The sequence below is a fragment of the Bradyrhizobium sp. Kon69 genome (assembly GCF_055807515.1).
On record NZ_JBVVOS010000009.1, the window covers coordinates 230,819 to 251,725 of the forward strand.

General features: G+C 60.3%; 15 protein-coding genes and 3 pseudogenes. 9 read left to right on the forward strand and 9 right to left on the reverse strand.

The window, feature by feature from the left end; translation table 11 throughout:
- The 3 genes and pseudogenes from trbF to AC0L3U_RS14775 all read left to right on the forward strand — a co-directional run bounded on the left by trbF (nucleotide 1) and on the right by AC0L3U_RS14775 (nucleotide 1,869).
- Nucleotides 1-684: pseudogene (gene trbF, locus AC0L3U_RS14765) on the forward strand (conjugal transfer protein TrbF).
- Nucleotides 681-1,615 (forward strand): annotated as a pseudogene (locus AC0L3U_RS14770) (TraB/TrbI/VirB10 family type IV secretion system protein). Before trbF ends, AC0L3U_RS14770 begins: the two co-directional pseudogenes overlap by 4 nt.
- Nucleotides 1,612-1,869 carry a DUF2274 domain-containing protein gene (locus AC0L3U_RS14775; protein ID WP_259217567.1) on the forward strand — a complete coding sequence of 86 codons (258 nt, stop codon included), beginning with the start codon at nucleotides 1,612-1,614 and terminating at the stop codon, nucleotides 1,867-1,869. The pseudogene AC0L3U_RS14770 and the gene AC0L3U_RS14775 overlap by 4 nt, the downstream one beginning before the upstream one ends.
- Here AC0L3U_RS14775 and AC0L3U_RS14780 read toward each other — a convergent pair.
- The 6 genes from AC0L3U_RS14780 to AC0L3U_RS14805 all read right to left on the reverse strand — a co-directional run bounded on the left by AC0L3U_RS14780 (nucleotide 1,833) and on the right by AC0L3U_RS14805 (nucleotide 7,846).
- The gene (locus tag AC0L3U_RS14780) at nucleotides 1,833-2,021 is read right to left on the reverse strand and encodes a hypothetical protein (RefSeq protein WP_473362195.1); all 189 of its coding nucleotides are present in this window, start codon (nucleotides 2,019-2,021) and stop codon (nucleotides 1,833-1,835) included. The genes AC0L3U_RS14775 and AC0L3U_RS14780 overlap by 37 nt on opposite strands.
- Before the next feature lie 2 nt (nucleotides 2,022-2,023).
- Entirely contained in the window at nucleotides 2,024-2,743 is a 720-nt protein-coding gene (locus AC0L3U_RS14785; RefSeq protein WP_259217566.1) for a LysR family transcriptional regulator, read from the reverse strand.
- Between the two features lie 429 nt (nucleotides 2,744-3,172).
- Entirely contained in the window at nucleotides 3,173-3,643 is a 471-nt protein-coding gene (locus AC0L3U_RS14790) for a helix-turn-helix domain-containing protein (RefSeq protein WP_374762367.1), read from the reverse strand.
- Between the two features lie 1,006 nt (nucleotides 3,644-4,649).
- A complete protein-coding gene (locus AC0L3U_RS14795) occupies nucleotides 4,650-5,558 on the reverse strand; it encodes a LysR family transcriptional regulator (protein ID WP_085399333.1) in 909 nt (302 codons plus the stop codon).
- A 204-nt stretch (nucleotides 5,559-5,762) separates the two neighbouring features.
- Nucleotides 5,763-6,635, reverse strand: coding sequence for an isocitrate lyase/phosphoenolpyruvate mutase family protein (locus tag AC0L3U_RS14800; protein WP_473284084.1), 873 nt, complete (start codon nucleotides 6,633-6,635; stop codon nucleotides 5,763-5,765).
- 11 nt (nucleotides 6,636-6,646) lie between these two features.
- Nucleotides 6,647-7,846, reverse strand: coding sequence for a pyridoxal phosphate-dependent aminotransferase (locus AC0L3U_RS14805; RefSeq protein ID WP_456652769.1), 1,200 nt, complete (start codon nucleotides 7,844-7,846; stop codon nucleotides 6,647-6,649).
- A gap of 742 nt (nucleotides 7,847-8,588) precedes the next feature.
- On the opposite strand from AC0L3U_RS14805, the gene AC0L3U_RS14810 reads away from it, so the two are divergent.
- From AC0L3U_RS14810 to AC0L3U_RS14825, 4 genes are all read left to right on the forward strand, one after another.
- Entirely contained in the window at nucleotides 8,589-9,767 is a 1,179-nt protein-coding gene (locus AC0L3U_RS14810; protein WP_259217563.1) for an ABC transporter ATP-binding protein, read from the forward strand.
- On the forward strand, nucleotides 9,764-10,741 hold the full coding sequence (locus AC0L3U_RS14815; RefSeq protein ID WP_259217562.1) for a carbohydrate ABC transporter permease: 978 nt from the start codon (nucleotides 9,764-9,766) through the stop codon (nucleotides 10,739-10,741). The genes AC0L3U_RS14810 and AC0L3U_RS14815 overlap by 4 nt, the downstream gene beginning before the upstream one ends.
- Nucleotides 10,738-11,586: a carbohydrate ABC transporter permease gene (locus AC0L3U_RS14820; RefSeq protein WP_259217561.1), complete on the forward strand. Its 849-nt coding sequence runs from the start codon at nucleotides 10,738-10,740 to the stop codon at nucleotides 11,584-11,586. Before AC0L3U_RS14815 ends, AC0L3U_RS14820 begins: the two co-directional genes overlap by 4 nt.
- A 368-nt stretch (nucleotides 11,587-11,954) precedes the next feature.
- Nucleotides 11,955-12,116, forward strand: a complete 162-nt coding sequence (locus AC0L3U_RS14825) for a hypothetical protein (protein ID WP_473284087.1) — start codon at nucleotides 11,955-11,957, stop codon at nucleotides 12,114-12,116.
- Between the two features lie 406 nt (nucleotides 12,117-12,522).
- Here the strand turns inward: AC0L3U_RS14825 and AC0L3U_RS14830 are convergent, their stop codons facing one another.
- The 3 genes and pseudogenes from AC0L3U_RS14830 to AC0L3U_RS14840 all read right to left on the reverse strand — a co-directional run bounded on the left by AC0L3U_RS14830 (nucleotide 12,523) and on the right by AC0L3U_RS14840 (nucleotide 16,362).
- Nucleotides 12,523-14,103 (reverse strand): carbohydrate porin, encoded by a 1,581-nt coding sequence (locus AC0L3U_RS14830; protein ID WP_259217558.1) that lies wholly within the window; start codon nucleotides 14,101-14,103, stop codon nucleotides 12,523-12,525.
- Between the two features lie 32 nt (nucleotides 14,104-14,135).
- The gene (locus AC0L3U_RS14835) at nucleotides 14,136-14,798 is read right to left on the reverse strand and encodes a transposase (protein WP_310473286.1); all 663 of its coding nucleotides are present in this window, start codon (nucleotides 14,796-14,798) and stop codon (nucleotides 14,136-14,138) included.
- Between the two features lie 613 nt (nucleotides 14,799-15,411).
- Nucleotides 15,412-16,362, reverse strand: a pseudogene (locus tag AC0L3U_RS14840) (IS1380 family transposase).
- Between the two features lie 1,000 nt (nucleotides 16,363-17,362).
- On the opposite strand from AC0L3U_RS14840, the gene AC0L3U_RS14845 reads away from it, so the two are divergent.
- Both AC0L3U_RS14845 and AC0L3U_RS14850 read left to right on the forward strand, forming a co-directional pair.
- Complete coding sequence (locus AC0L3U_RS14845; RefSeq protein ID WP_456652765.1) at nucleotides 17,363-20,392, forward strand: extracellular solute-binding protein; 3,030 nt, start codon at nucleotides 17,363-17,365, stop codon at nucleotides 20,390-20,392.
- Between the two features lie 236 nt (nucleotides 20,393-20,628).
- Nucleotides 20,629-20,886 carry an alpha/beta hydrolase fold domain-containing protein gene (locus AC0L3U_RS14850; RefSeq protein ID WP_245343986.1) on the forward strand — a complete coding sequence of 86 codons (258 nt, stop codon included), beginning with the start codon at nucleotides 20,629-20,631 and terminating at the stop codon, nucleotides 20,884-20,886.
- Nucleotides 20,887-20,907 lie beyond the last annotated feature (21 nt).

Here is a 20,907-nt window from a genome sequence, read left to right on the forward strand (position 1 = left end):
ATGTCAGTCTTTCGGCGATCGTCGGTCCGCTACGGCCGCACGCCCGAACCCGCAACTCCGTATCAGCGCGCGGCGCAGGTTTGGGATGAGCGCATCAGCTCGGCCCGCGTGCAAGCCAAGAACTGGCAGCTGATGGCCTTCGGTTCGCTGATCGTGGCTTGCGGCCTCGTCGGCGGGCTCGTCTGGCAGTCCACGCACGGCACCGTCGTTCCCTGGGTGTACAGGTCGACAAGCTCGGCGAGGCGCCAGCCATGGCGCCGGCTGCGGCCGACTACAGGCCGAGCGACCCGCAGATTGCCTGGTACCTCGCCCACTTCATCATGATGGTGCGCTCGCTTCCAGCCGATCCGACCATCGTGCGGCAGAACTGGCCGCAGGCCTACGATTTCACGACCAGGGCGGGCGCATTGGCGCTGAACGACTACGCCCGCGCCAATGACCCCTTCGCCAGTCTCGGCAAGCAGCAGTTCGCGATCGACGTCTCCAGCGTCATCCGCGCTTCGCCCGACAGCTTCCGCGTCGCCTGGGTCGAGCACCGCTATCAGGATGGGGCGCTCGCCGGCACCACAGACTGCGATCCTTACCATCGCGATTCAGCCTCCAACCGACGCCGATCGGCTGCGCAAGAATCCGCTCGGCATCTACGTCAACGCCATCAACTGGTCGAAGGAGCTGGGACAATGACCCCGCCGATTTCCGTAAGCGCCGGCGGTCCGGCTTCGCCTCTCTCAATCGTTCAGCAAAGCCGGAAAGACAGGGATACGTGCTTCCGTAAATCCGCACTTACGGCTTTGCTGCTGTCGTCGCGACGCTCGGCGGCTGCGCACAATTTCATCCCCCGACATCAACTACGATACCGCGGAGCCGGCAACGCTCACCGCCGATCCGCCGTCGCCCGTCAAGATCGTGGAATTGCCAAACCCCTGCCGCTACCCGGGCAGTTGAAACCGCTCGCCGCCGGCAAACGAATCCCGGAAGCTGCTGATCCGAAGGTTCGCGTCAAACAGGCCAACGCCGCAGCACGGGTGCAGCCGGTCCGCACCGGTTTCATCAACGCGGTCCAGGTGTATCCGTTCTCCGGCGGCGCTCTCTACCAGATTTATACGGCACCGGGTCAGATCACCGCCCAGACCACGGAGGCGGTCTATGGCAGTCCGTCCGGCAAATATCTTCTGGTCCCGCAGGTGCGAAGCTAATCGGCCAATACGACAGCTCCGTGGCTTTCGGCCCGAGTCGGATCCTCTTGGTCTGGACCCGCATCATCATGCCCGACGGCAACTCGATCGTCTTGGAGCGCCAGCCCGGCGCCGACACCGGTGGTCATGCCGGGCTCGAGGACGAGGTCGAAAACCATTGGGGCATGCTGTTCAAGACCGCCGGTCTTTCGACCATGCTCAGCGTCGGAGCCGAGGCGGGCACGAGCCAGGACGAGAACAACCTTGTTCAAGCGATCCGCAGCGGCGCATCCAACAGCATCAGCCAGACCGGGCAGCAGGTCGTGCAGCGCCAGCTCAACATCCAGCCGACGCTAACTATCCGGCCACGCGTCCCGGTCCGCGTGATCGTCACGCGCGATTTGGTACTGGCGCCCGACGGCAAGGGAGGAACACCATGACGAAGCTGAAACTTGGGCCGCTTGAAGACGACAAGCCGGTCAAGCTCACCATCGAGCTTCCAGCGGCGGTCTTCAGGGACCTCAAAAGCTATGCCGAGATTCTGACGCGTAGCGGAGGCGCGACGGCGCCGACCGATCCTGCCAAATTGATCACGCCGATGATCGAGCGGTTCATGGCGACCGACCGCGCCTTTGCGAAGGCGCGGCGAAATGCTGCTCAGCCCGCACCTGCGTCACCGGAAAGATCCGGATAGCGCTCGCGAAGCAGGTCGAGGAACGGACGCAGCGATGGATTGCAGTTGGCCTGCCGCCAATAGGCGCGGAAGCTCAGCCGCGTCGGACCCTCGGCATCATGCACCTCGCGGAAGGTGACACCCGGATAGACTGCGCCAGTCGCACTTTCCAATATCAGTAGAATGCCCCAGCCCACGCCGACCAAGGAGAGGAGCGGTCGAGCACGACATCATGGCGAAGCAGCAGGCAAGGGTCGGAGGATCCCAATTTGCTGATGAGGAGCTTCAGGAATTCCGGTCCCGGGCCTCGCTGTGACATTAAAAGCGATTCGCGCCTCAGTTCGCCCCAGTGAACTACTCCACGGCCCGTCAACGGATGGTTCGCGGGGAGGGCGGCAACGACACGCTCGCTCCAGAGCAACAATGACCTGTCACTCCATTTCGGGTTGGGCTCGGCCACCAAGGCGACGTCAACGGCGGAGCTGGCGAGATCCGAGATCAGATGGTCGCTCGCTCCGTCGACCAGTTGTCTATCGACATCGGGGAAGCGGTGCCGGTGCTCGAGGAGAGTGGCCCGGAGATTGCCGGCTGAGAGGGAGGTGTGGATGCCGATGGTCAACCGACCGCTCTCGCCACGCGAGCGGGTCTTGAGACGAGCGCTCATTGCATCAGCTTCGCCCACGACGCGCCGGGCGGCATCGAGGAATTCCTGACCTTCAATGGTCGGTCGCGTACCGCCATTTGTGCGCTCGAACAGAGTGCTGCCCAACTTGCATTCGAGATTGCGCAAGCGGCGACTAAGAGTCGACTGCTTGATGTTGAGCGTCTCCGCCGCTTGCCGCAGGCTTCGGTGCTGGGATGCGGCGATCGCCCAGCGTAGATCTCGAAATTCCACAGGCGCGGTCGAAGCCCTATGGCGAGTTGCCGGTAACAAAATTGTTTCTTGAATGGGTCACTCCATTTGCTTGCGCTTCTTCAGCACCCCTGCCAGCGAATTCGTTGACTACTGTGAGGTGCGGTCAATTCGGAATAGCTAGGATTCCGGTTCCGGCGTCGACCCAGACGAGGACACCACCGAAATTTTGGAAGCTTTGATCTTGCGCTTGAGCGCCCGCCTTTTCATGGTAGCCGTCAATCGAGCTTTCTCAGTCCTCTCTTTCGATGTGTTCAGAGGTGGGTTGCGAACCGATAGCCTCAGACTGGACATGCTGGTCTCCTTCATTTTCCTCATATGTGTCGATGAGGCCGCAGCCCACCTATTGCCTCCTATCGCGAGTTGAGTGGACTTCCACGGTGGCTTGCCTCTCTTGGCCGTTCAAATCAGTCAGCCCTCTGGAGGGCAGGCGCAATCGATGAGCCTCTCCAGAGCGGGGATCTCGTTATCTGGCCTCCATTGCGCAGAAAATTTGAGCGTCTCGGCCCGCGGAAGTGTTCCTGATCGCTCAGCCGTAGTCAGGTCGATTTGGGAATCATTGCCTGAATTCAAGCATGGCGCACGCAGATTTCTGGCGCTGAGAGACCTCCATGTTTTCGAGTATGAACCGCGCCGCGAAAAAAGTACGACTTGCGGCTGTCGACGAATGCCAGCGTTCGACCGCTCAAAAATCGCAATACCCACGAGATGCTCGAACTTTCGTATCGAGCGGCTAAGCGTCGTTTGTTTGACAAGAGGTACGTCAGCCGCCTGTCGGAGACTTCCGAAGTCCGCGGCTATAACAGCATAGCGAAGTTGCCGAGGATCAAGGTTCGGAATGTGAGGTGCTTCGATAGACAGTCGCGAGCCTGGATCATCCATCGCACACTTACCAAATTAATCTAAGGTACCGAAGCTGTGCGCATGGATTGTGACGATTTTTAGTTGTGTGGGACGGTCCGCCAGCGGCCGAGCTCAGCCAGATGACCCACCGCGGGCCCGCCGGCTTTGCATGCTCAGCACAGGCTCACATTCGGGATTGCGAAAGATGGGTCCAGTCGAGATCAATGCGCTGCTCATGATCGACCAACTACGCACAAATGCTTGAGAGATTTGATGCATTTGCGAAGCTCTAAGCGCTCCCCTGTTACTGTGAGAGGGTCGGCGCTCAAGGCGTCTCACGGACCTGCATCGGGCTTACGTCATCGGCCGCTGCCATGCTGCAAGACGCGCTCAGATTGTAGCCCGAGCCCAACGGAGGGCGGATGTCATCCATCGCAAAACCAGGGCGTTTCATCAAACGATTCGATGTCTGTTGCGCGATGCGAGATCGTGAATCTAACTATCGATCAGGGCGGATGCTTTGAGACACGCCGTCCGAAGTTACGCGCTGATCCGGGTATAGCCAGAGCTGTCGCGCTCACGTCGAGCTAGGCGCCAACAACCGACGCACCTATTTGGTTTGGCTTGCGCCAACAAGGGAGTTTCCACCGTGCTCGAAAATCCGCATCTGAGCGCCGGAGATCAGTCCGACAAGGATAAGAGCATGCGCGCTTCCTGCGTTTTGGCCTTCGCGATTACACGAGGCGTTGCGCGTTGCGCCAGTCCGGCGATGTTGCGTCATCGTGACTGAAGCGCTCGCGCGCTCGCGGGCTATACACGCGCCGAAGCGTTTCCTGCGCGTTGCGCGGCGATCCGGCTTCGTCCCCTTCGCGTGTCGGAGCGGCGCGCTCCGTCACGCTTTTGCGAAACCTGATTAGACTAGCTAGATCAGAGTCCAGCGGTCGATGGGCCTTGGCGCGGCGAGCTCGTGATTGGTCGCGCAATCAGCTCTTCAGCCATCCAATAAGTCGGATTGGAGATGACCATCTGGAGACCTCATGCGATATCAAGCGGCTTCCGGAAGGGTGGCCTTTTTACAAAGGCGGACTAGCCAACGGCAAAAAGCACGAGAAATTTCGGGATTGTCACTGCGGTCGACCGCATAGGCCCGATAGTGCATGCCGCTGGGCGCACGTGATCCTGGTATCACATGTAGAGCGCCCCCGCGCACCAGATCGCTGACAATGATTTCGGGCGCTACCAGAAGGCATTTTCCCGTCATGACCGCCGGTAGAGCAAGGTAATTGTGATCATAACGCGCCCCCGAGCTTATATCTTTAGTGGTCAGGTTCATCGCCCGCAGCCATGTGGGCAGTATGTCGGGCCGAGATGTGATATTCAGAATCGGCATTGCGCGAACAATCGAGAGGCCTTTACCATCGACGTGATTTGGAGAGCCCACACAGACCAGTTGCTCGTTGTAGATTTCCCAATCGTCGGCCGGTTCGACGATGGAAAGATCGCGTGTAATCAGGATGTCGAAATCGTCGGAGGATATCGGCAGTGACAGTGAGCTGATCACATCCACGATGACGCCGCCCATTTCAGCGGAAAATGCCTGGAGATTCGGAATCAGAAGAGAGTACGCGAAGGTCGAAAGCGACGTGCGGACCACAAGCCGATTGACGTCTGGTCGATCCCGCCGGCGCATTCTCTTAGCGGTGAAGCACACGGTGTCTAGCGGCTCGGCGACTGTGTTCGCAAAGAGCCGTCCGAATTCCGTCAATTCGCTCCGCTTGCCGCGTCGTTGCATGAGGTCTGTGCCCAGATGGTCCTGCAGCACGGCCAGGTAGCGGCTGACGGAGCTCTGGGTCATTCCCAATGCGTGAGCCGCGCGCGTGACGCTTCCTTCTCGCGCGATCGTCACGAACACGCGGATAGCGTTGAGGGGCACTTCATTGTCTTCGGTGGCCATCTTCTATTCCAGAAAATTGTCGCCAGTTCTTACTGGCAGCAGGCCACGACAAAATGAAAGTTCCCAGCACATTATTCGATGTCTATCGCCGGATTACTGCTTATAAACGATATGTCGCGCGCAAAAACGGCCTAAGCCAAAATGAACGGCGTAATGGCCTATCGCGTTGAAAACCTCGCCATTCGCGGCGCGGGCTGGAACGGATCAGCAAAGGAAGCGAGATTCGGCTGATTTAATCTCGTCCATCCTCTGAAGTCTAAAAATGTCCTCCACCGGCAGAATGTCCTTGTGGACGTTCTGGACGCCGCCATCGGCGATGATCCGGCGGAAGGTTTCCTGCATGCCAGTTGCAGCAGCGCGGATCCCGTAGTTGCCGTAGATCGTCATGCGAATATTGCCGAGTGCCTTGACGCGCTCGGCATTAAGTTCCGGGTACGCGTTCGGCACGATCGCCAGCGGCACCGATCCGGTCCAGGCGCGCGAAAAGCTTTCGATCTCGGAAGGATCCTTCTTTTTCGAATGGATCAAGATCATGTCGGCGCCAGCGTCCACATAGGCTTGCGCACGCTGCAGGGCTTCGGTTTCGCCGAGGCCTGCGATCAGCGCTTCGGTGCGGGCGATCACGAGAAAATCCGGATCCTGTCTTGTCGTGACGGCGGCCGCGATTTTGCCCTTGAACTCCTCAATGCGCAGCAGTTCCTGGCGCCCACCGGCAACGAGGCTCGTCACTTTCGGAAAGGTCTTGTCTTCGATGACGACGGCACTCGCACCGGCCCGCTCGTATTCGCCGATCGCATGGATGACATTGATTGCGTTGCCGTAGCCGGTATCGATATCGGCGACGATCGGCAGCGTCGTGCGTCCGGCGATCGCCCGCAGCATGTCGAGATGCTGGGTCATCGAGATCAGGCTCATGTCCGGCAGGCCGTAAAGCGCCGACAACTCGAAGCCGGAGGCCCACAGGCCATCGAATCCGGCTTCTTCCGCGAGGATCGCCGAAAGCGGGCTGTGGGCCGCCATGATGTGGACAAGGCTGGTCTGGGCCATGCGAGCGCGGAGGCGTTTGGCAGGGGACATCCGGAGATCTTTCAGGACAGGGCGGCGCAGGCGGCGATGATGCGGTCGCAGGCGCGGGTGAGGTCCTCGAGCGAGGAGGCGTAGGAAATGCGGATATAGGGCGAGGCCATAAATCCGCTTCCGGGCACGACGGCTACGGCGAATGCGTCGAGCAGGTACATGGCAAAATCGGTGTCGGTTTCGATCACCTTGCCGCCCGGTGTGCGCTTGCCGATAACACCCGCGCAAGAGGGAAAAACGTAGAAGGCGCCGTCCGGCACGCGACACGAAAGCCCCGCGGCCTGGTTCAGCTTGGCAACGATGAGGTCGCGACGCTGCACAAAGGCGCTCGCGAATTCCTGGATATGCTTCCGCCCGCCGGACAGCGCCTCGATGGCGGCATATTGGGAAATCGAACTGGTGTGCGAGGAGGTCTGGCCCTGGATGAGGTTCATGGCCTTGATCAGCGCCAGAGGCCCCGCGCCATAACCGACGCGCCAGCCAGTCATCGCGTCGGCCTTGGACACGCCGTTGACCGTCAGCGTGCGCTCGTAGAGGTCCGGCGCGACCGCCGCCATGCTAGCAAAGTCGGCGTTGTAGGTGAGCTTTTCATAAATATCGTCGGAGAGCACATGGACATGGCCATGGCGGCGCAACACCGCAGCGAGCGCGAGCAATTCGCCTCGGCTGTACACCGCACCGGTCGGATTGGACGGCGAATTCAGCATGAGCCACTTGGTGCGCGGCGTGATGGCAGCTTCGAGCGCCTCGGGGCGTAGCTTGAAGCCATGGAATTCATCGCAGGCGACGAGAACCGGCTTGCCGCCAGCCAGCGCCACCATATCGGGATAGGAGACCCAGCAGGGTGTCGGGATCACCACCTCCTCGCCCGGGTCGAGGGTGGCGAACAGTGCGTTGAATACGACCTGCTTGGCCCCACAGCCGACCGTAATTTGGTCGATGTCGTAGTCGAGCCCGTGATCGCGGCGGAAGCTCTCGCGGATCACTTTGCGCAGCGGCTTGATACCGGCGACCGCGGTGTATTTCGTCCGCCCATCGCGGATCGCCCGGATACCGGCTTCGCAGACAGCAGACGGCGTGTCGAAATCCGGTTCGCCCTGGCTGAGCGTGATCACATCGGCGCCCTGATCTTTCAGTTCGGAGGCGCGGGCGGTCATGGCCTTGGTTTCGGAGGGACGGACGGCATTGAGCCGTTCTGCAACGAGAGACAAGATAGAATACCTGCCAAGTTCAAAGCGAAAATTCCCGACGGCTTCTACTCGTTCCTTGACGGGTTAACCAATCATATCATCGCGTTTTCAAATGAAGGCATTGAGAATTACGATCCTTTACGCCCGTCGCATCGACGTGCCCTTGTTGCGGGCGCGCCATCCAGCGGTCGAAGCCGCGAGCAACATCAGAACACTGATGACGTTGGTCACGGCTCGTCGCACCTCGGACGAGTGAGACTGAAGATTTGAACGAGCGCGCCTAGAAAAACATTGTGAGATAGGTGCGCACGCTGGTGCGGTTCGCTTCCGTTTTGTCGCGCCGATGCATGCGCTCCGCAGTTAACAGGATCGCTCGCTTAGCGAGGGCGTCGGCGGAGGCCGACAATTCGCTGTTCGGCTGCCCAACTCGGCGACCTTTGACTCGAGATAGTTTTCCCGACAGCGAGGATGCTGGCCGAAACTCCGGCTGATACCGAGGCCTTTGCCACCCGCGTCGCCCACGAGACCTTCCCACCAAAGTTGCGCACCGCGCTCACCGATTGCACTTATTTTCCGTCGTTCTCCCCAAGAGCGGAACACGTCATCGCATCTGCGGATGTACAAATCGAATTATTCGATGAGCGTCATCCGACTGTAGCAGTACGAGTTTCTAACGTCTGCCACGCCAGCGTACACGTCCAGACGGGATGATCTCGTTGCCGTGCTCTGCGGGGTTTTTCATGACGATGTGGAGGTAACGGCGATGGCATCCGTATCGATTGACAGCATCCATAAGAATTACGGCGCGACATCCGTCCTGCGTGGTGTTTCGCTGTCGATAGCGGATGGCGAGTTCCTGACGCTGTTGGGACCATCGGGGTGTGGGAAGTCGACGCTGCTGCGTATCCTGGCGGGACTCGAGGTGCAGGATGCAGGTTCGCTCTCGATCGGCGAGCGGGCGGTCGACAACCTCAGGCCGAAGTGCCGGGACGTAGCGATGGTGTTCCAGTCTTACGCGCTCTATCCCCATATGACGGTTGCCTCCAACATGGGCCTGCCGCTTCGAATGCGCCGGCTCTCGACCTTCCAGAGGCTTCCTCTTCTGGGCCGTCTGCTGCCGGGAACGGCGCGGATCGCTGTCGAGATCGACGCGGAAGTCACCCGTACGGCCAAGTCCCTCGGCATCGGCCACCTGCTGGCCCGCAAACCGGGGCAGCTCTCCGGCGGCCAGCGCCAGCGCGTGGCGGTCGGCCGGGCAATGGTGCGTCATCCGGCTGTTTTCCTGATGGATGAGCCGCTGTCCAACCTCGACGCCAAGCTCCGTGTGCAGATGCGCGCCGAAATCAAGGAACTGCACCAGCGGCTCGGGGTCACCTTCGTCTATGTCACTCATGACCAAGCCGAGGCCATGACGCTGTCGGACCGCGTGGCTGTGATGCTCGACGGCGAGTTGTTGCAGGTCGCTCCGCCGCAGGAGATCTATGCCGATCCGGACGACCGGCGCGTCGCCGAATTCATCGGTTCGCCCAAGATCAACATGCTCGACGGTGTGGTGCGCGAACGTGGCCTGATCGATGTGGCCGGATCGACGCTTGCTATCGGGGCTGATGCGCTTGCCGGAGCGCATCTCACCCTCGGTATTCGCCCCGAGGCTTTTCATCTCGCCGAACGCGGCGGGCAGGGCGTACTGACCGGTTCCGTGCGCATGATCGAGCATATGGGCTCCGATCTCTTCGTCCATTTCGATCTGGCGGGTGGCGATCATCCGTTGATCGCAAGGCTGCTCGCCGAACGGGCGCCTGATATCGCCCCCGGCCAGACCCTACACGTCGGCGTCAGGCCAGACCGTGTGCTTCTGTTTGATCGTAACGGGCGGCGTTTGCGCCAAGAAGTCGAATCCGGCCGCGCATCGGTCACGCCGATCCGGGAGGTAGCCCGATGAGCGAGCCTCTTGCTCTTACCGGCGCTCCCAACGAGCCATCTGCGACCGGTAGCGTTCGAACACTCCCGCCATCCCTTGCCGCCGCACCGGCCCGCAGGCGGGCCTTTACAGAAGCGCTGGCGGCTTGGGCGCTGGCCGGGCCGGCGGTCTTCTTTCTGCTCGCCCTGTTCTTCCTGCCGGTGATCGGCGTCTTTGTCATCGCGATCACCGACTGGCAGTTCGGCGGGCTGACGCTCTCCTTTGTCGGCCTCGCCAACTTCCGCGAGATCTTCGCTGACGATGGTTTTATGGCCTCGCTCGTCAACACAATCGTCTACGTTCTGATCGTCGTGCCGGGCACCCTCGTCTTTGGCCTTCTGATCGCACTTCTGATCGAACGCGGAAAGTCCTGCCGCTCCTTTTACCGCGCCATCCACTTCCTGCCCTTCATGGCGACGCTTACGGCCATGGCGGTCGCTTGGGAGGCATTGCTGCATCCCACGATCGGCCTCGTCAACCAGACGCTCGCCGCCATGGGCCTGCCGACCGCCAACTGGCTGCGCGACGAGAATACAGCCCTCCCGGTGCTGGCCGTCATCGGTATCTGGCAGAACCTCGGCTACGCCATGGTGCTGTTTCTGGCCGGCCTGAAGAGCATCCCGCAGGATCTCTACGATGCTGCCGATATCGACGGTGCTGACCTTTGGCTCGACCGACTGCGCACCGTCACCTTGCCGCTGCTCGGGCCGGTCTCGATGTTCGTCGTCATCGTCGTGGCGCTGAGGGCATTCGAGTCTTTCGACACCGTGAAAGTGCTTACCCAAGGCGGGCCCGGCCACGCCTCCGAAATGCTGCTCTACACGCTATATCGGGAGAGCTTTGAGTATCTGCGCACCGGATATGGTGCCGCCGTTGCGGTCGTCTTTCTCGCCATCGTCGTGACCCTCACCCTCGTTCAAGCCCGGCTTATGGATAGGAAGGTGCATTACCAATGAGCGCCAATACTTCCACCAACAGCCTTTCGCCGCTGGCCGCCATTGTTCGCCATGCGGTGCTGCTCGTCACCGGCGCGCTCATTCTCGTCCCCTTCATGTGGATGGTATCGCTGTCGATCAAGCCGCCGGGCGAGATCTTTCACGCGTCCTTCTCCTTTTGGCCCGCGCAATTCTACGGTGTCGAGAACTATACCAAAGCGCTGACCGAAGCGCCGCTGCCGCGCTATATGGGCAATGGCCTGATCGTCTGTGCTCTGATCCTCGGCCTTCAGATCATTGTCTGCGCGCCCTGCGCCTATGCGCTCGCCAAGCTTCGCTTTCCCGGACGCGACCTGCTCTTCGGCATGGTGCTGATCGGCCTGATGCTACCGCACCAGGTACTGTCGCTGCCGCTCTTTATCCTTGGTTATCAGCTCGGCATCCTCAATAGCTATGCCGCGCTCATCTTCCCTTATGTGGTCTCGCCCTTCGGCATCTTCCTGTTCCGACAGCTGTTCAAGAGCATTCCTGATGACGTGGTCCACGCCGCGCGGCTCGACGGTCTCTCTGAATTCGCGATCGTCTGGAAGATCATGGTGCCGATGGCGCTGCCGGCCGTCATCGCTTTCTCAATTTTCTCGGTCGTTGGCCATTGGAACGATCTGTTCTGGCCGCTGATCGCAGTGCGCGACCAGTCCCTCATGCCGCCACCACTCGGGATCATGGCCTTCAAGAACGAGGAGGCCGGCAACGACTACGGCCCCCTCATGGCCACATCCACCCTCGTCGTGCTGCCCCTCGTCATCGCCTTCCTGGTCGCTCAGAAATGGTTCGTCGAAGGAATGACCGGAGGGGCAGTGAAGTGAAACGCCGCCGTTCCGCCGTCAAGTTCTATAGAACGTAAGCCCATGACTAATTTCACACGCCGGCTTTTGCGTACTCCGACGTCTTGATGGAGAGCAAGCGCGCATTCATCGGCACCAATGCCGCCATGAAGGTATATCCCTGGGAGTCACGGCTGGAGCTCACGGTTGCGGCCTCGAGGGCCGGCTTTGCGAAAGGCGGTCACACAATCAATTCGGGTCGCGGCGCTGCTGGCGGAGATTCTGCGGCGTTGATCTGCGAGGCCTACGACACTCAGATGTACGGCCTTTTCGAGTTGCTGCGCACGAAATGCGCAGCCCTCACAGCACGGCATGAGACAAATTGTAGAGATCATTCATTGTTGGACGCCTTGTTCCGATCCTCGTACGCAGGCTGGATCTATCGCCGCTCCGAAACTGCCCTCTGCAACTGCTACTACTACTACTACTACTACTACTACTACTACTACTACTACTACTACTACTACTACTACTACTACTACGTGGTGCACCAGCGCTCAGGCTCGCGCTGATAATCATTGAACTACGAAAGCCGGGCTGAGCGGCTCTCTTCCCACATCAGCGCTCACTCAACGCGCGCGCCACATCGATCCGGAAGCCTGCTTGCATGCCTCCGGACAACAGTTGATTGCGTCATCGCCAGTTTTGCCCTCGTTCAGTCAACGGGGCGCGCTGACTTGATGCCAGTGCTAATAACTTTCAAAGCTGAGAATGAGCTGACCAGTTGCCTTCCTGCCTAGAAACCGCAAGACACTGGTGCTACCCATTGGCACGCAGCTCGGCTCCGCGCTGGTAGTTTCCTGTCCGCAAAGAGAGCCCGTCGCGGACTGCTCCCAGATCAGGCACAACTTCAAGCTTCGCTGTTTTTTCAGACATCCGGAGCGCCGCCGCAAGAGGGCGCTCGGGCATGGCCTGCCGTTAGAAGAAGATGCTCGTTGATGCCGAGAAATTCAGGGCATGCCCAATCTGTGGCGTGTATGTAATGGTGGTTGGGTTATTGATGTAGGATACGCCGAGATTCAGATATATTCCTGGTGCAAGACGGGCCGTGTATGTCCCGGAGATTGCTTTACTATCCCAATGTACAAGATTTTTCTTGGCCAATGCAGCCTCAACTGCATAAGCGCTCCAATAGAGATCGGTGACGACAAGAGAAATCTGGTCATTCGGCCGGCTGTCAAACAGGCCCTTGGCGTAGAGGCGAAGCTCCTGATACTGCGTGACCTTGTTGAGATCAGGCGGGGCATACATGACCGTAAACCCGCCATAGATGCCGCGTGACGGCGCCTCAGCATTAGTCTGCCACAACTGTCTGTCGGTCGCGACATAATAGACAGTATTCCCCTCGGATCTCGGCAGAGTTGGAAATTCCAGGTTGTTGTACTTGCTGGTGTTGTAACCGGCTCCCGCGCGGAACCAGGTGTCCGGCGAGCCTGGCGCGGCCTTGCTCAAGTAGCCCGTTTCATCGAGAAAAAGAATACCCGAGTTCGGCGTTCTCCAGAGGGTCAGCGCAGTTGGATTTTGGGTGACTTGCGTAAAATAGCCGTCCGGACTCATGGATTGCTGGACGGTGGCTTTGGTGTACCAATGATCATCGATGTTGAACTTGAGGTTGATCGCCGGCGTCGGGGCGGCGGCATTGCTTATGCCTCCCTGGTACAGCATGTTTGACGAAGGGCCGAAGACGTTCGCCGCTGCATTGCCTCCAACGGTCTGACCCGCAAACTCGTTGTTCTGCCTGAGATAGCCAATCTTGAACTCGAACCGTCGATCCCAGAACGTCTGGTAGTACGACATTGTGGCAAGTCCGACGCGATCCGGACCGCCAGGCTTCCACGTATAGTATTGTTCATCGGCGCCCAGGACGATCTGGCCGTCGGGAATCCCATATCGGCTGAGATCGTAGGTCATATAGAAGTAGTTGTTGGTGCTGAACGTCGGAATCTGGCCCGAATAGAGTTGATTGGCGATCGTGCTCTTGGCTGCGTTCGGCAATTGATTGTTGGTGTAGGTAGCTTGCGACCAGCCAACAAAGCCGATTCCGAGGTCAGCCAGCGCCGACCTGACGCCGCCTGCATCCTGGACCACGGTATCGGCGGGACCCGGGATTGTGATCTCCAGGCCTTTCTCACGGAGGTTTTCGAACTTGGCGAACGGATCGACTTTTGCGCTTGTACTTCTTGCGACCGGGCCCAAGCTGCCAGTTCGGCTCAGTCCGTGTGCAGGTGCTGCCAGCGCGGAAAAATTACCGTCCTTTCTCGGCAATTTGTTTGATCGTACGGACGCCTTCTTGCCGGTCTTTTTCTTCACAGCCAAATCCGAAGCGGCGGCATTGGAGGACGGCGCACTGGTTGTTTGTGCGAGTGCCGTGCCGCTGACGAGGCTCGCTGCCACTGAAACAGCGACGAGCAATCCTTTGTGCTTTGTCATTTGCGGTACGCTGCTCAGCGACTGCACGGGCAAATAGCGGATATCGAACTCGCTTAACTCAACGCGCATAACACCTCCAAGCAGCTATGTTCCTGATGCGCTCAAATCACATTCAACCGCAACAGCGGGATGACGAACATCCAATTATTCGATGGAATAGTCTGAAACATGCGATAGCAGGCAGCGGCGGCGAGCCCGGGAATTGAAGCAATCCACGCTACGCTGGCGCCTACGCCTGTGGACGCGGGCGCTATCGACGAACCATCGACGGGAAAAAAGACCTGCAGCGGCGGGACCACGATGATTGACTGGTGTGCTGGGCTCGGAAAGCCACGCCGCATGTCGGTATGGCCCGTCGCCAGCCATACTCGCACGCCCGTTGGAATCGGGATCAGCGTAGTGTCTCGAACCCTCGCGTGGTTCGTAGCAACCGCGACATCGACGTTGCGATCCACGATCACGCGTCGGCCATTCGCGGTCACGACTTCCAGAGTACAAGTCGCCGCCGATGCCGCACACTCTGTCGTCGGCTGGACCTCCGACACAATCCCGGCCGGCACAAATCCGCCTACTGGACAGCCGCCAAGCTGTCCTTCGCGATAGGCCTTGCACCACGAAAACAGAAGCTGTTTCGAAAGCCCATGATGCCGTTCTGTCGCCGACACCAGCCGCGGACCTGAAACAATTTCCTCGACAATCCGCAGCTTCTCGGTAGCCGACCAGCGCCGACGCCGACCAGTCTCCACAATTTCAAGGCGTCGCACTTGGCGACTATCAGTAAGGATATCCCTACCGACAGTCAGCTACAGATCGGATGAACTCGCAAGACGGCCGTCCTCAGACGAGCACTGTTCACGAGCGGCGCGACGAACTTCATGTCAGGACGCGTCGCTTCAAACTGGCACGCGCTCTCCGTCATCACGTTGGCATAGGCGCCGGAAGAATACGCGACCGTGATGGCGACAGGCTCGGCGAAAGCGCCCGATGATTAGCTCGCGGCGAGTGCGCCACCAAGAACGAATGTTGTAATACGCATAATGAAACACTTTGTCCGATGGACAGTTTAAGCGACGGGCGGGGTGGTCAACGTGTATTCGTCAGCAGCGTGCCGAGCGCGAACAGGCAGTCGTCGATCTTCGTGCGGGCAGGCGCGCGCCGTGCGGGATCGTGCCGCCCTTCTTGACGGTAATCTCCGGCTCTCGCCAAGGCGTTTCCGTGAAATGCACCGCACCCACTGAATCGCGATCTGCAACCATGTGGCCGCACATCTGTTCTGACGAGGCGCGGGATTGCCGTTGGCTTTTCACCGCCTGACGACCCGTACTTTGCAACGCGCTCGAGGAATGGTTGGGCGAACAGGGGCGCACGCCCCGCCGGTCAAGGACCGAGCGGCAGGAGCGCGCCTGGCAAGCAGCGGATTAGGTCGGCTTCGGGACATGCCGCGGCGAACGCGAGGCGAACGCGGCTCGCGGTCTCGGCGACCCGGGCGGCGATTTTCAGGAGACGAAGACGCAGCGTCGCGAACTCCGCAGTGGCCAATTCCCGGCCTTTGGGAATGGCATCGCGCACGGTCAGCATCAGCCAATAAGCGGCGGTAGGGAGGACGAGACGGACCTGGTTGGCGAGCGCCGAACGGCGACTGGTGCGATCGGAGGCAAGCTGCGTCTTATGCAGCTTGATCAGAATCTCGGCCTGGCCGCGCGCGCAATACAGGCTGTCGTAGATCCACTCGGCCGAGCCGGCATCGAGGCTAGTGACGACGAACCGGATGTCGAGACCGAGCATCGTCGCCTCAATACGGGCGAGGGTGCGCCGTTCGCGATCCAAGGACTTTGCCTCGTGGCGCGTCTCGGTATAGCCGCGCGGAACAGGCAGGTTCTCGATGGCGCGTCGCGTGCGGATGTCGTCGGCAACCTCGTCGACTTTTCTGGCGACAGGCTTGGTACCGGACAGACCGAAGATGTAGTCGATGCCGTTGTTCTCGCACCACGTCATCGCCTCCGGCCAAGCATAGTGCCCGTCGCCGCGGAACGTAATTCGCGCCTTGTGCCATCGCGTGCGGATGTGCCGTACCAGGCGTCGAAAGCGGGCACGCACCTCGACGCCGCCCCGCGTCTTGCCGGCCGCAGGACGACTGCCACGGGCCGGCTCGTCTCCGTGTCGTAGACGTGGATCGGCAGGAAGCAGCGTTCGTCATAATGAGCGTTGAACAGTGAGCTGCTGATGGCCGTGGACGACATCGCAGGTGTCGTCGATGTTGAGCGTGACGGATGCGGGCTCGCACGGATAGCTATCCATCCATGCGTCGACCAAGGTCAGGCGGATCACGTCGCGCAGTCGCGGCGAATTCTCCAGCCGCGACAGCGTCAGTTAGGAACACAAATCCCGGCCCGTGTCCGGCAGGCGACCGCAGGCGAGCCCGAACGGCGGAAGCGCTGCGCAATATTGGCTTGTGGGTGATGCAGAAGCCTTTGCCGGGAGCGTCAAGCTCGCTCGCGAGTGAACTCGACGAAGATGCGCACGCGCGACAGTTCTTCCACTCGCGACATCATCCTCTCCCGGCACGCCATACATAATCGCATCTTGCACAGGTTCGCATCGAATTACTCGATGAACGTCATCCGACTGTAGCAATTTGAGCTTCACAATCTCGCGCGCATGGCGAAGTTGAAGCGAAGGCGATGACATCAGAATTGTTTGGACACATCCGAAAGAATTGTGCGCCCGCGTCTATCCTGCGTGATGTCTCGCTGTCGAGATCGGCCGGTGAGTTCCTGACGTGGTTGGGCCCATCGAGGTGTAGCAGTCGACGCTGGTGCATATCCTGGCAGGCCTCGAGGCGTGGACTGAAGGTTCCGACTCGATCGGCAACGGCCCGGCCGTTCCTCGTCATCCGTGGGAGGCTGCAGATGCAATCCGTTGAGGAGCACCCCGTTATCGAGATGAGCCGCACCCACCCGCCATTGGTGCCAGCGGTGTTCGATCCGGAGTACAGAGCTGCGCTCGCTGACGTCATAGCGCGTTTCACGCCGAGCGAAATGGTCGGTGCGCACCGCTGGATGGGTAGTGAACTCGATCGCGCTGCGGGCGCGGCTTTCACCGGCCATCGGCTGGGGATGCCGCCGGAACCGGGGCGCGTGGTCGTCACCAACGGCACGCAGAGCGCCTTCAACATGCTGATCGGCGTCCTGGTCGGTCCCGGCAACGTGCTTACTCTGGAATGCCCGACCTATCCACCCATTCTCGTACTTGCGGCGCGGTTCGGCCTCCGTCCACGCGGTGTTGCCATGGATGAAGAGGGCATGCTGCCGGAAGCTCTCGAAGAGCTTTGCCGGACAGATCGACCGAAAGCGATCTATCTGCTGTCGACGCTCCAGAATCCGACTATGTCGACGATGTCGCATGGACGTCGGGGGCGATCGTCGCCGCGGCGCGACATTTCGATTTGCAGATCATCGAAGATGATATTTACAGCCTGCTGCCCGAGACCCGGCTTCCGCCACTCGCAGCGCTGGCGCCGGAGCGAGCCTGCTATCTGTTGGGTGTCGCGAAGAGCATCGCAGCGGGCATGAAAATCGCTTATGTGGTTGCGCCGAGCGCCGACCGCGCGGGAGCCCTGTTTTGGCCGGGAGTGAGGGCGACTTTCTGGATGTCTGCCCCGATCAGCGCTGCCGTTATGACCCGGATGATCGAAAACGGCGCTGCTTGGCACATCATCGATGCCGTCCGTGTTGAGATGCAGGCACGTCACCGACTTCTGAGGCCGCTCCTGTCCGACATTGATGCGGTTACCGCGGATGGCGCTTTGCACCTCTGGATCCGCTTGCCGAACGGAACGTCCGCCCAAAGCTTGCGAACAGGATTTCCCGAAACCGGTCAATATCGGTACCGGCCAACCTTACACGCTTCCTGGAGAGACCGCGCCGCAGGCGATACGCGTTGGCATTGGCCACGCCCGATCGAGCGAAGAGCTCACGACGGCAATTCGCGTCGTCACTGCGGCCCACGCAGAGGAACTGGAGATGTCGACAGAGACACGCACCACAACAGACGTTACACCATGATCCAGAAAAGCCGTGTGTGGACCGATGTCGATCTGAATGCCGAAGGCATTGCGCATGGCTATCTGCGGGTACCGTTTTCCTCCAACGAATCGGGCGCCGGCTGGATTCCCGTGCCGATCGCCGTGGTCAAGAACGGCGTAGGGCCGAGCGTCCTGCTGATGGCGGGCAACCACGGAGACGAATACGAGGGACAGGTACTCCTCATGAAGTTCCTACGGAGCCTTTCGCCCGAGCTCGTCAAGGGCTGGATCATCATCCTGCCCGGCGTCAACGGCCCTGCCGATGAGGCTGGCAATCGCGTTTCGCCGATCGACGGCGGCAACCTCAACCGCCTGTTTCCCGGCGATGCCGACGGCACCCCGACCCAGATGATCGCGCATCACGTCGTCAGCGTGCTACTCTCCGAGGTTCGATATTGTTTCGACTTTCATTCCGGCGGGAATTCGCTGGAATTTATTCCGGCCGCCCATCTTGTCGCACCAGACGAACCAGAATTGCGTGCGGAGCCGATCGGGTTTCTCAAAGCCTTCGGCATGTTCAACAGCATCCTGATCGAGGGACTGATGGATGGAGACCAACGCCTTCTGGGTTCCTGCCGGCGGCTCGGCGTCGGCCATATGTCGACTGAACTTGGCGGAGGCGGCCGCCTTTCCCTTCGCGCTCTTCGCGCAGCGGAACGGGGGCTTTCCCGGCTCCTAAACCATGTCGGCGTTTTGGCCCACGAAGCAGACGAGGAACCGGCGCCGTCTTCCACATTCTATCTCCGCCACCCCACGCGCGATTACGTCTATTCGACCGCAAACGGCATCTTCGAATCCTTCTTCGAGCCGGGTGACACGGTGGCCGACGGCGAAGTCGCCGGCGTTGTGCGTTTCACTGAGACACCATGGCGGGAGCCGGAGGTCATTCGCTTCGGCAAGGGCGGTACGGTCCTCCTTGTGCGGGCGCCGGCTCGGACCAAGATCGGCGACGCCCTGTTCCGCTCGGCCCCCCGATCGAGGCACCCCAGTTTTGACCGAAAGCGCAGCTTCATTATGAATAAGATCCTGAGAGGCTTTGCGGCCGTCTGTTTCAGCTTAGCCGTTTCCTCGGCGAGCGCCCGGCCCATCACACTGAATGTTCTTGTGCAAGCAAGCGCTGGCCCGTACCGGGCAATCGCTGAGGCATTCGAAAAGGACAATCCGGATATCCGGATCGATATCGGAACACCGATCCAGACATACGAAGAAATTCTGCAGCGCACCTTGCGCGGCATCATGATCGGCGATGCGCCCGATGTGGCCTTCCAGGGCTTTAACCTTATGCGTCAGGCCGCCGAAGCCAAGGCTATGATCGACCTGACGGTATTCGCCGCAGATCCGACCTTGGCGGCGGAAGGCTACGACCATGGCCTGTCGCCCCTGTGCACCGTCAAGGGACAGTTGATGGGGCTGCCGTTTGCCATGTCTGTGCCTGTCCTGTTTTTCAACGCCGATCTCGTCAAGCGGGCCGGCGGGGATCCTGATGCCTTTCCGAACAATTGGGACGGCATCATCGCGCTGGCAGAGCGAATCCGGTCGCTCGGACCTGGAGTACAGGGCATCAACTTCCGTTACAGTCACAGCGGCAACTGGAGCTTTCAGGCCTTGGTCACCTCCGCCGGTGGGAAAATAATGGGGGAGGACGACAGGACGATTGCGTTCAACGGATCGGCGGGGCTGGGCGCGCTTGGCCTGTTCAAAAACTTCGTTGACAAAGGCGGTATGGTCGATCTTAGCCCCGATCAGGCGCGGCAGGCTTTCCTCGCGGGCGCTGTCGGGATCATGTCGGATTCCAGCGCGTTCCTCGAGACGGTTTCGAAAGGGGCGCAGGGCAAGTTTACCCTGCGAACGGCAGGTTATCCTCTGGCGCGCGATATCGGACGCCTGCCGCCGGGCGGCAATTGCGCCACCATCGCCACGAACAAGCCCAACCGGCAGAAGGCAGCGTGGGAATTCGTCAAATATGCGGTCGGTCCGAAGGCGCAGGCCATCCTGGCACAGCAGACCGGCTATTTGCCTGTGAACCGCACGGCCGCTGAGAAGCTCGAGGAAGCGCAGCAGGATCCGGCGTTGAAGACCAACATGGCCGTGATCAGGAGACAGCTTTCGCACCTTACGCAGTGGTACGGCTTTCCTCCGCCGAACAGCGGCAAGATCACCGACGCCATTCAATCCCGGATCCAGTCGGTGGTCTCCACGAAAGCGCGCCCTGAAGAGGCGATGCGAGCGATGGTCTCGGACGTACAGACCCTGCTCGGCGCTCGGCCGCAGTAACCGTCCAGTGCGATCCGCATATCCAATCATCAAATCAGGAGGCACGATATGCCGCAGCCGGCAAAGAGTATCGATCCGGTCATGCTGACCGCAACCCGGAAATATAAGGAACTGCAGGAGGCCGATGGCGGCCTCCCATCCTACCTGCTCACAACCGTGCGCAACAAGATCGGTTGGCCTACGCGCTGGCGCCCGAAAATCCGTTTCCGGCGGCAATCGACGACGTCCGCGCCGCGTTGGACTGGTGCGCTTCGCGTGGCGATGAGCTCGGTACAGACGGAACTCGGATCATCCTCGCAGGCACATCGGCAGGCGCCAACCTGTCGATCGCCGCCGCACTTGCCCGGCGATTGGCCCCACGCGGGGCCGCGGCTCGACCGCTCGAGCACATATGCGACCACATTGTCTTGGCTCAAGCGGATGTGCCAGACGATGCGCAGCGTCGGCACATTCTCGTGATATCCCCGAAACACTCTACGGCTTTGTGCCCGTGAGCGTCGTGTCACGACAGATCC

Excerpts from the sequence above, each read along its gene's own strand:
- AC0L3U_RS14810 (WP_259217563.1), top strand. The coding sequence starts at position 8,589 with ATGGCATCCGTATCGATTGACAGCATCCATAAGAATTACGGCGCGACA.
- AC0L3U_RS14795 (WP_085399333.1), bottom strand. The coding sequence starts at position 5,558 with ATGGCCACCGAAGACAATGAAGTGCCCCTCAACGCTATCCGCGTGTTC.
- AC0L3U_RS14775 (WP_259217567.1), top strand. The coding sequence starts at position 1,612 with ATGACGAAGCTGAAACTTGGGCCGCTTGAAGACGACAAGCCGGTCAAG.
- AC0L3U_RS14800 (WP_473284084.1), bottom strand. The coding sequence starts at position 6,635 with ATGTCCCCTGCCAAACGCCTCCGCGCTCGCATGGCCCAGACCAGCCTT.
- AC0L3U_RS14830 (WP_259217558.1), bottom strand. The coding sequence starts at position 14,103 with ATGCGCGTTGAGTTAAGCGAGTTCGATATCCGCTATTTGCCCGTGCAG.
- AC0L3U_RS14820 (WP_259217561.1), top strand. The coding sequence starts at position 10,738 with ATGAGCGCCAATACTTCCACCAACAGCCTTTCGCCGCTGGCCGCCATT.
- AC0L3U_RS14815 (WP_259217562.1), top strand. The coding sequence starts at position 9,764 with ATGAGCGAGCCTCTTGCTCTTACCGGCGCTCCCAACGAGCCATCTGCG.
- AC0L3U_RS14790 (WP_374762367.1), bottom strand. The coding sequence starts at position 3,643 with ATGGATGATCCAGGCTCGCGACTGTCTATCGAAGCACCTCACATTCCG.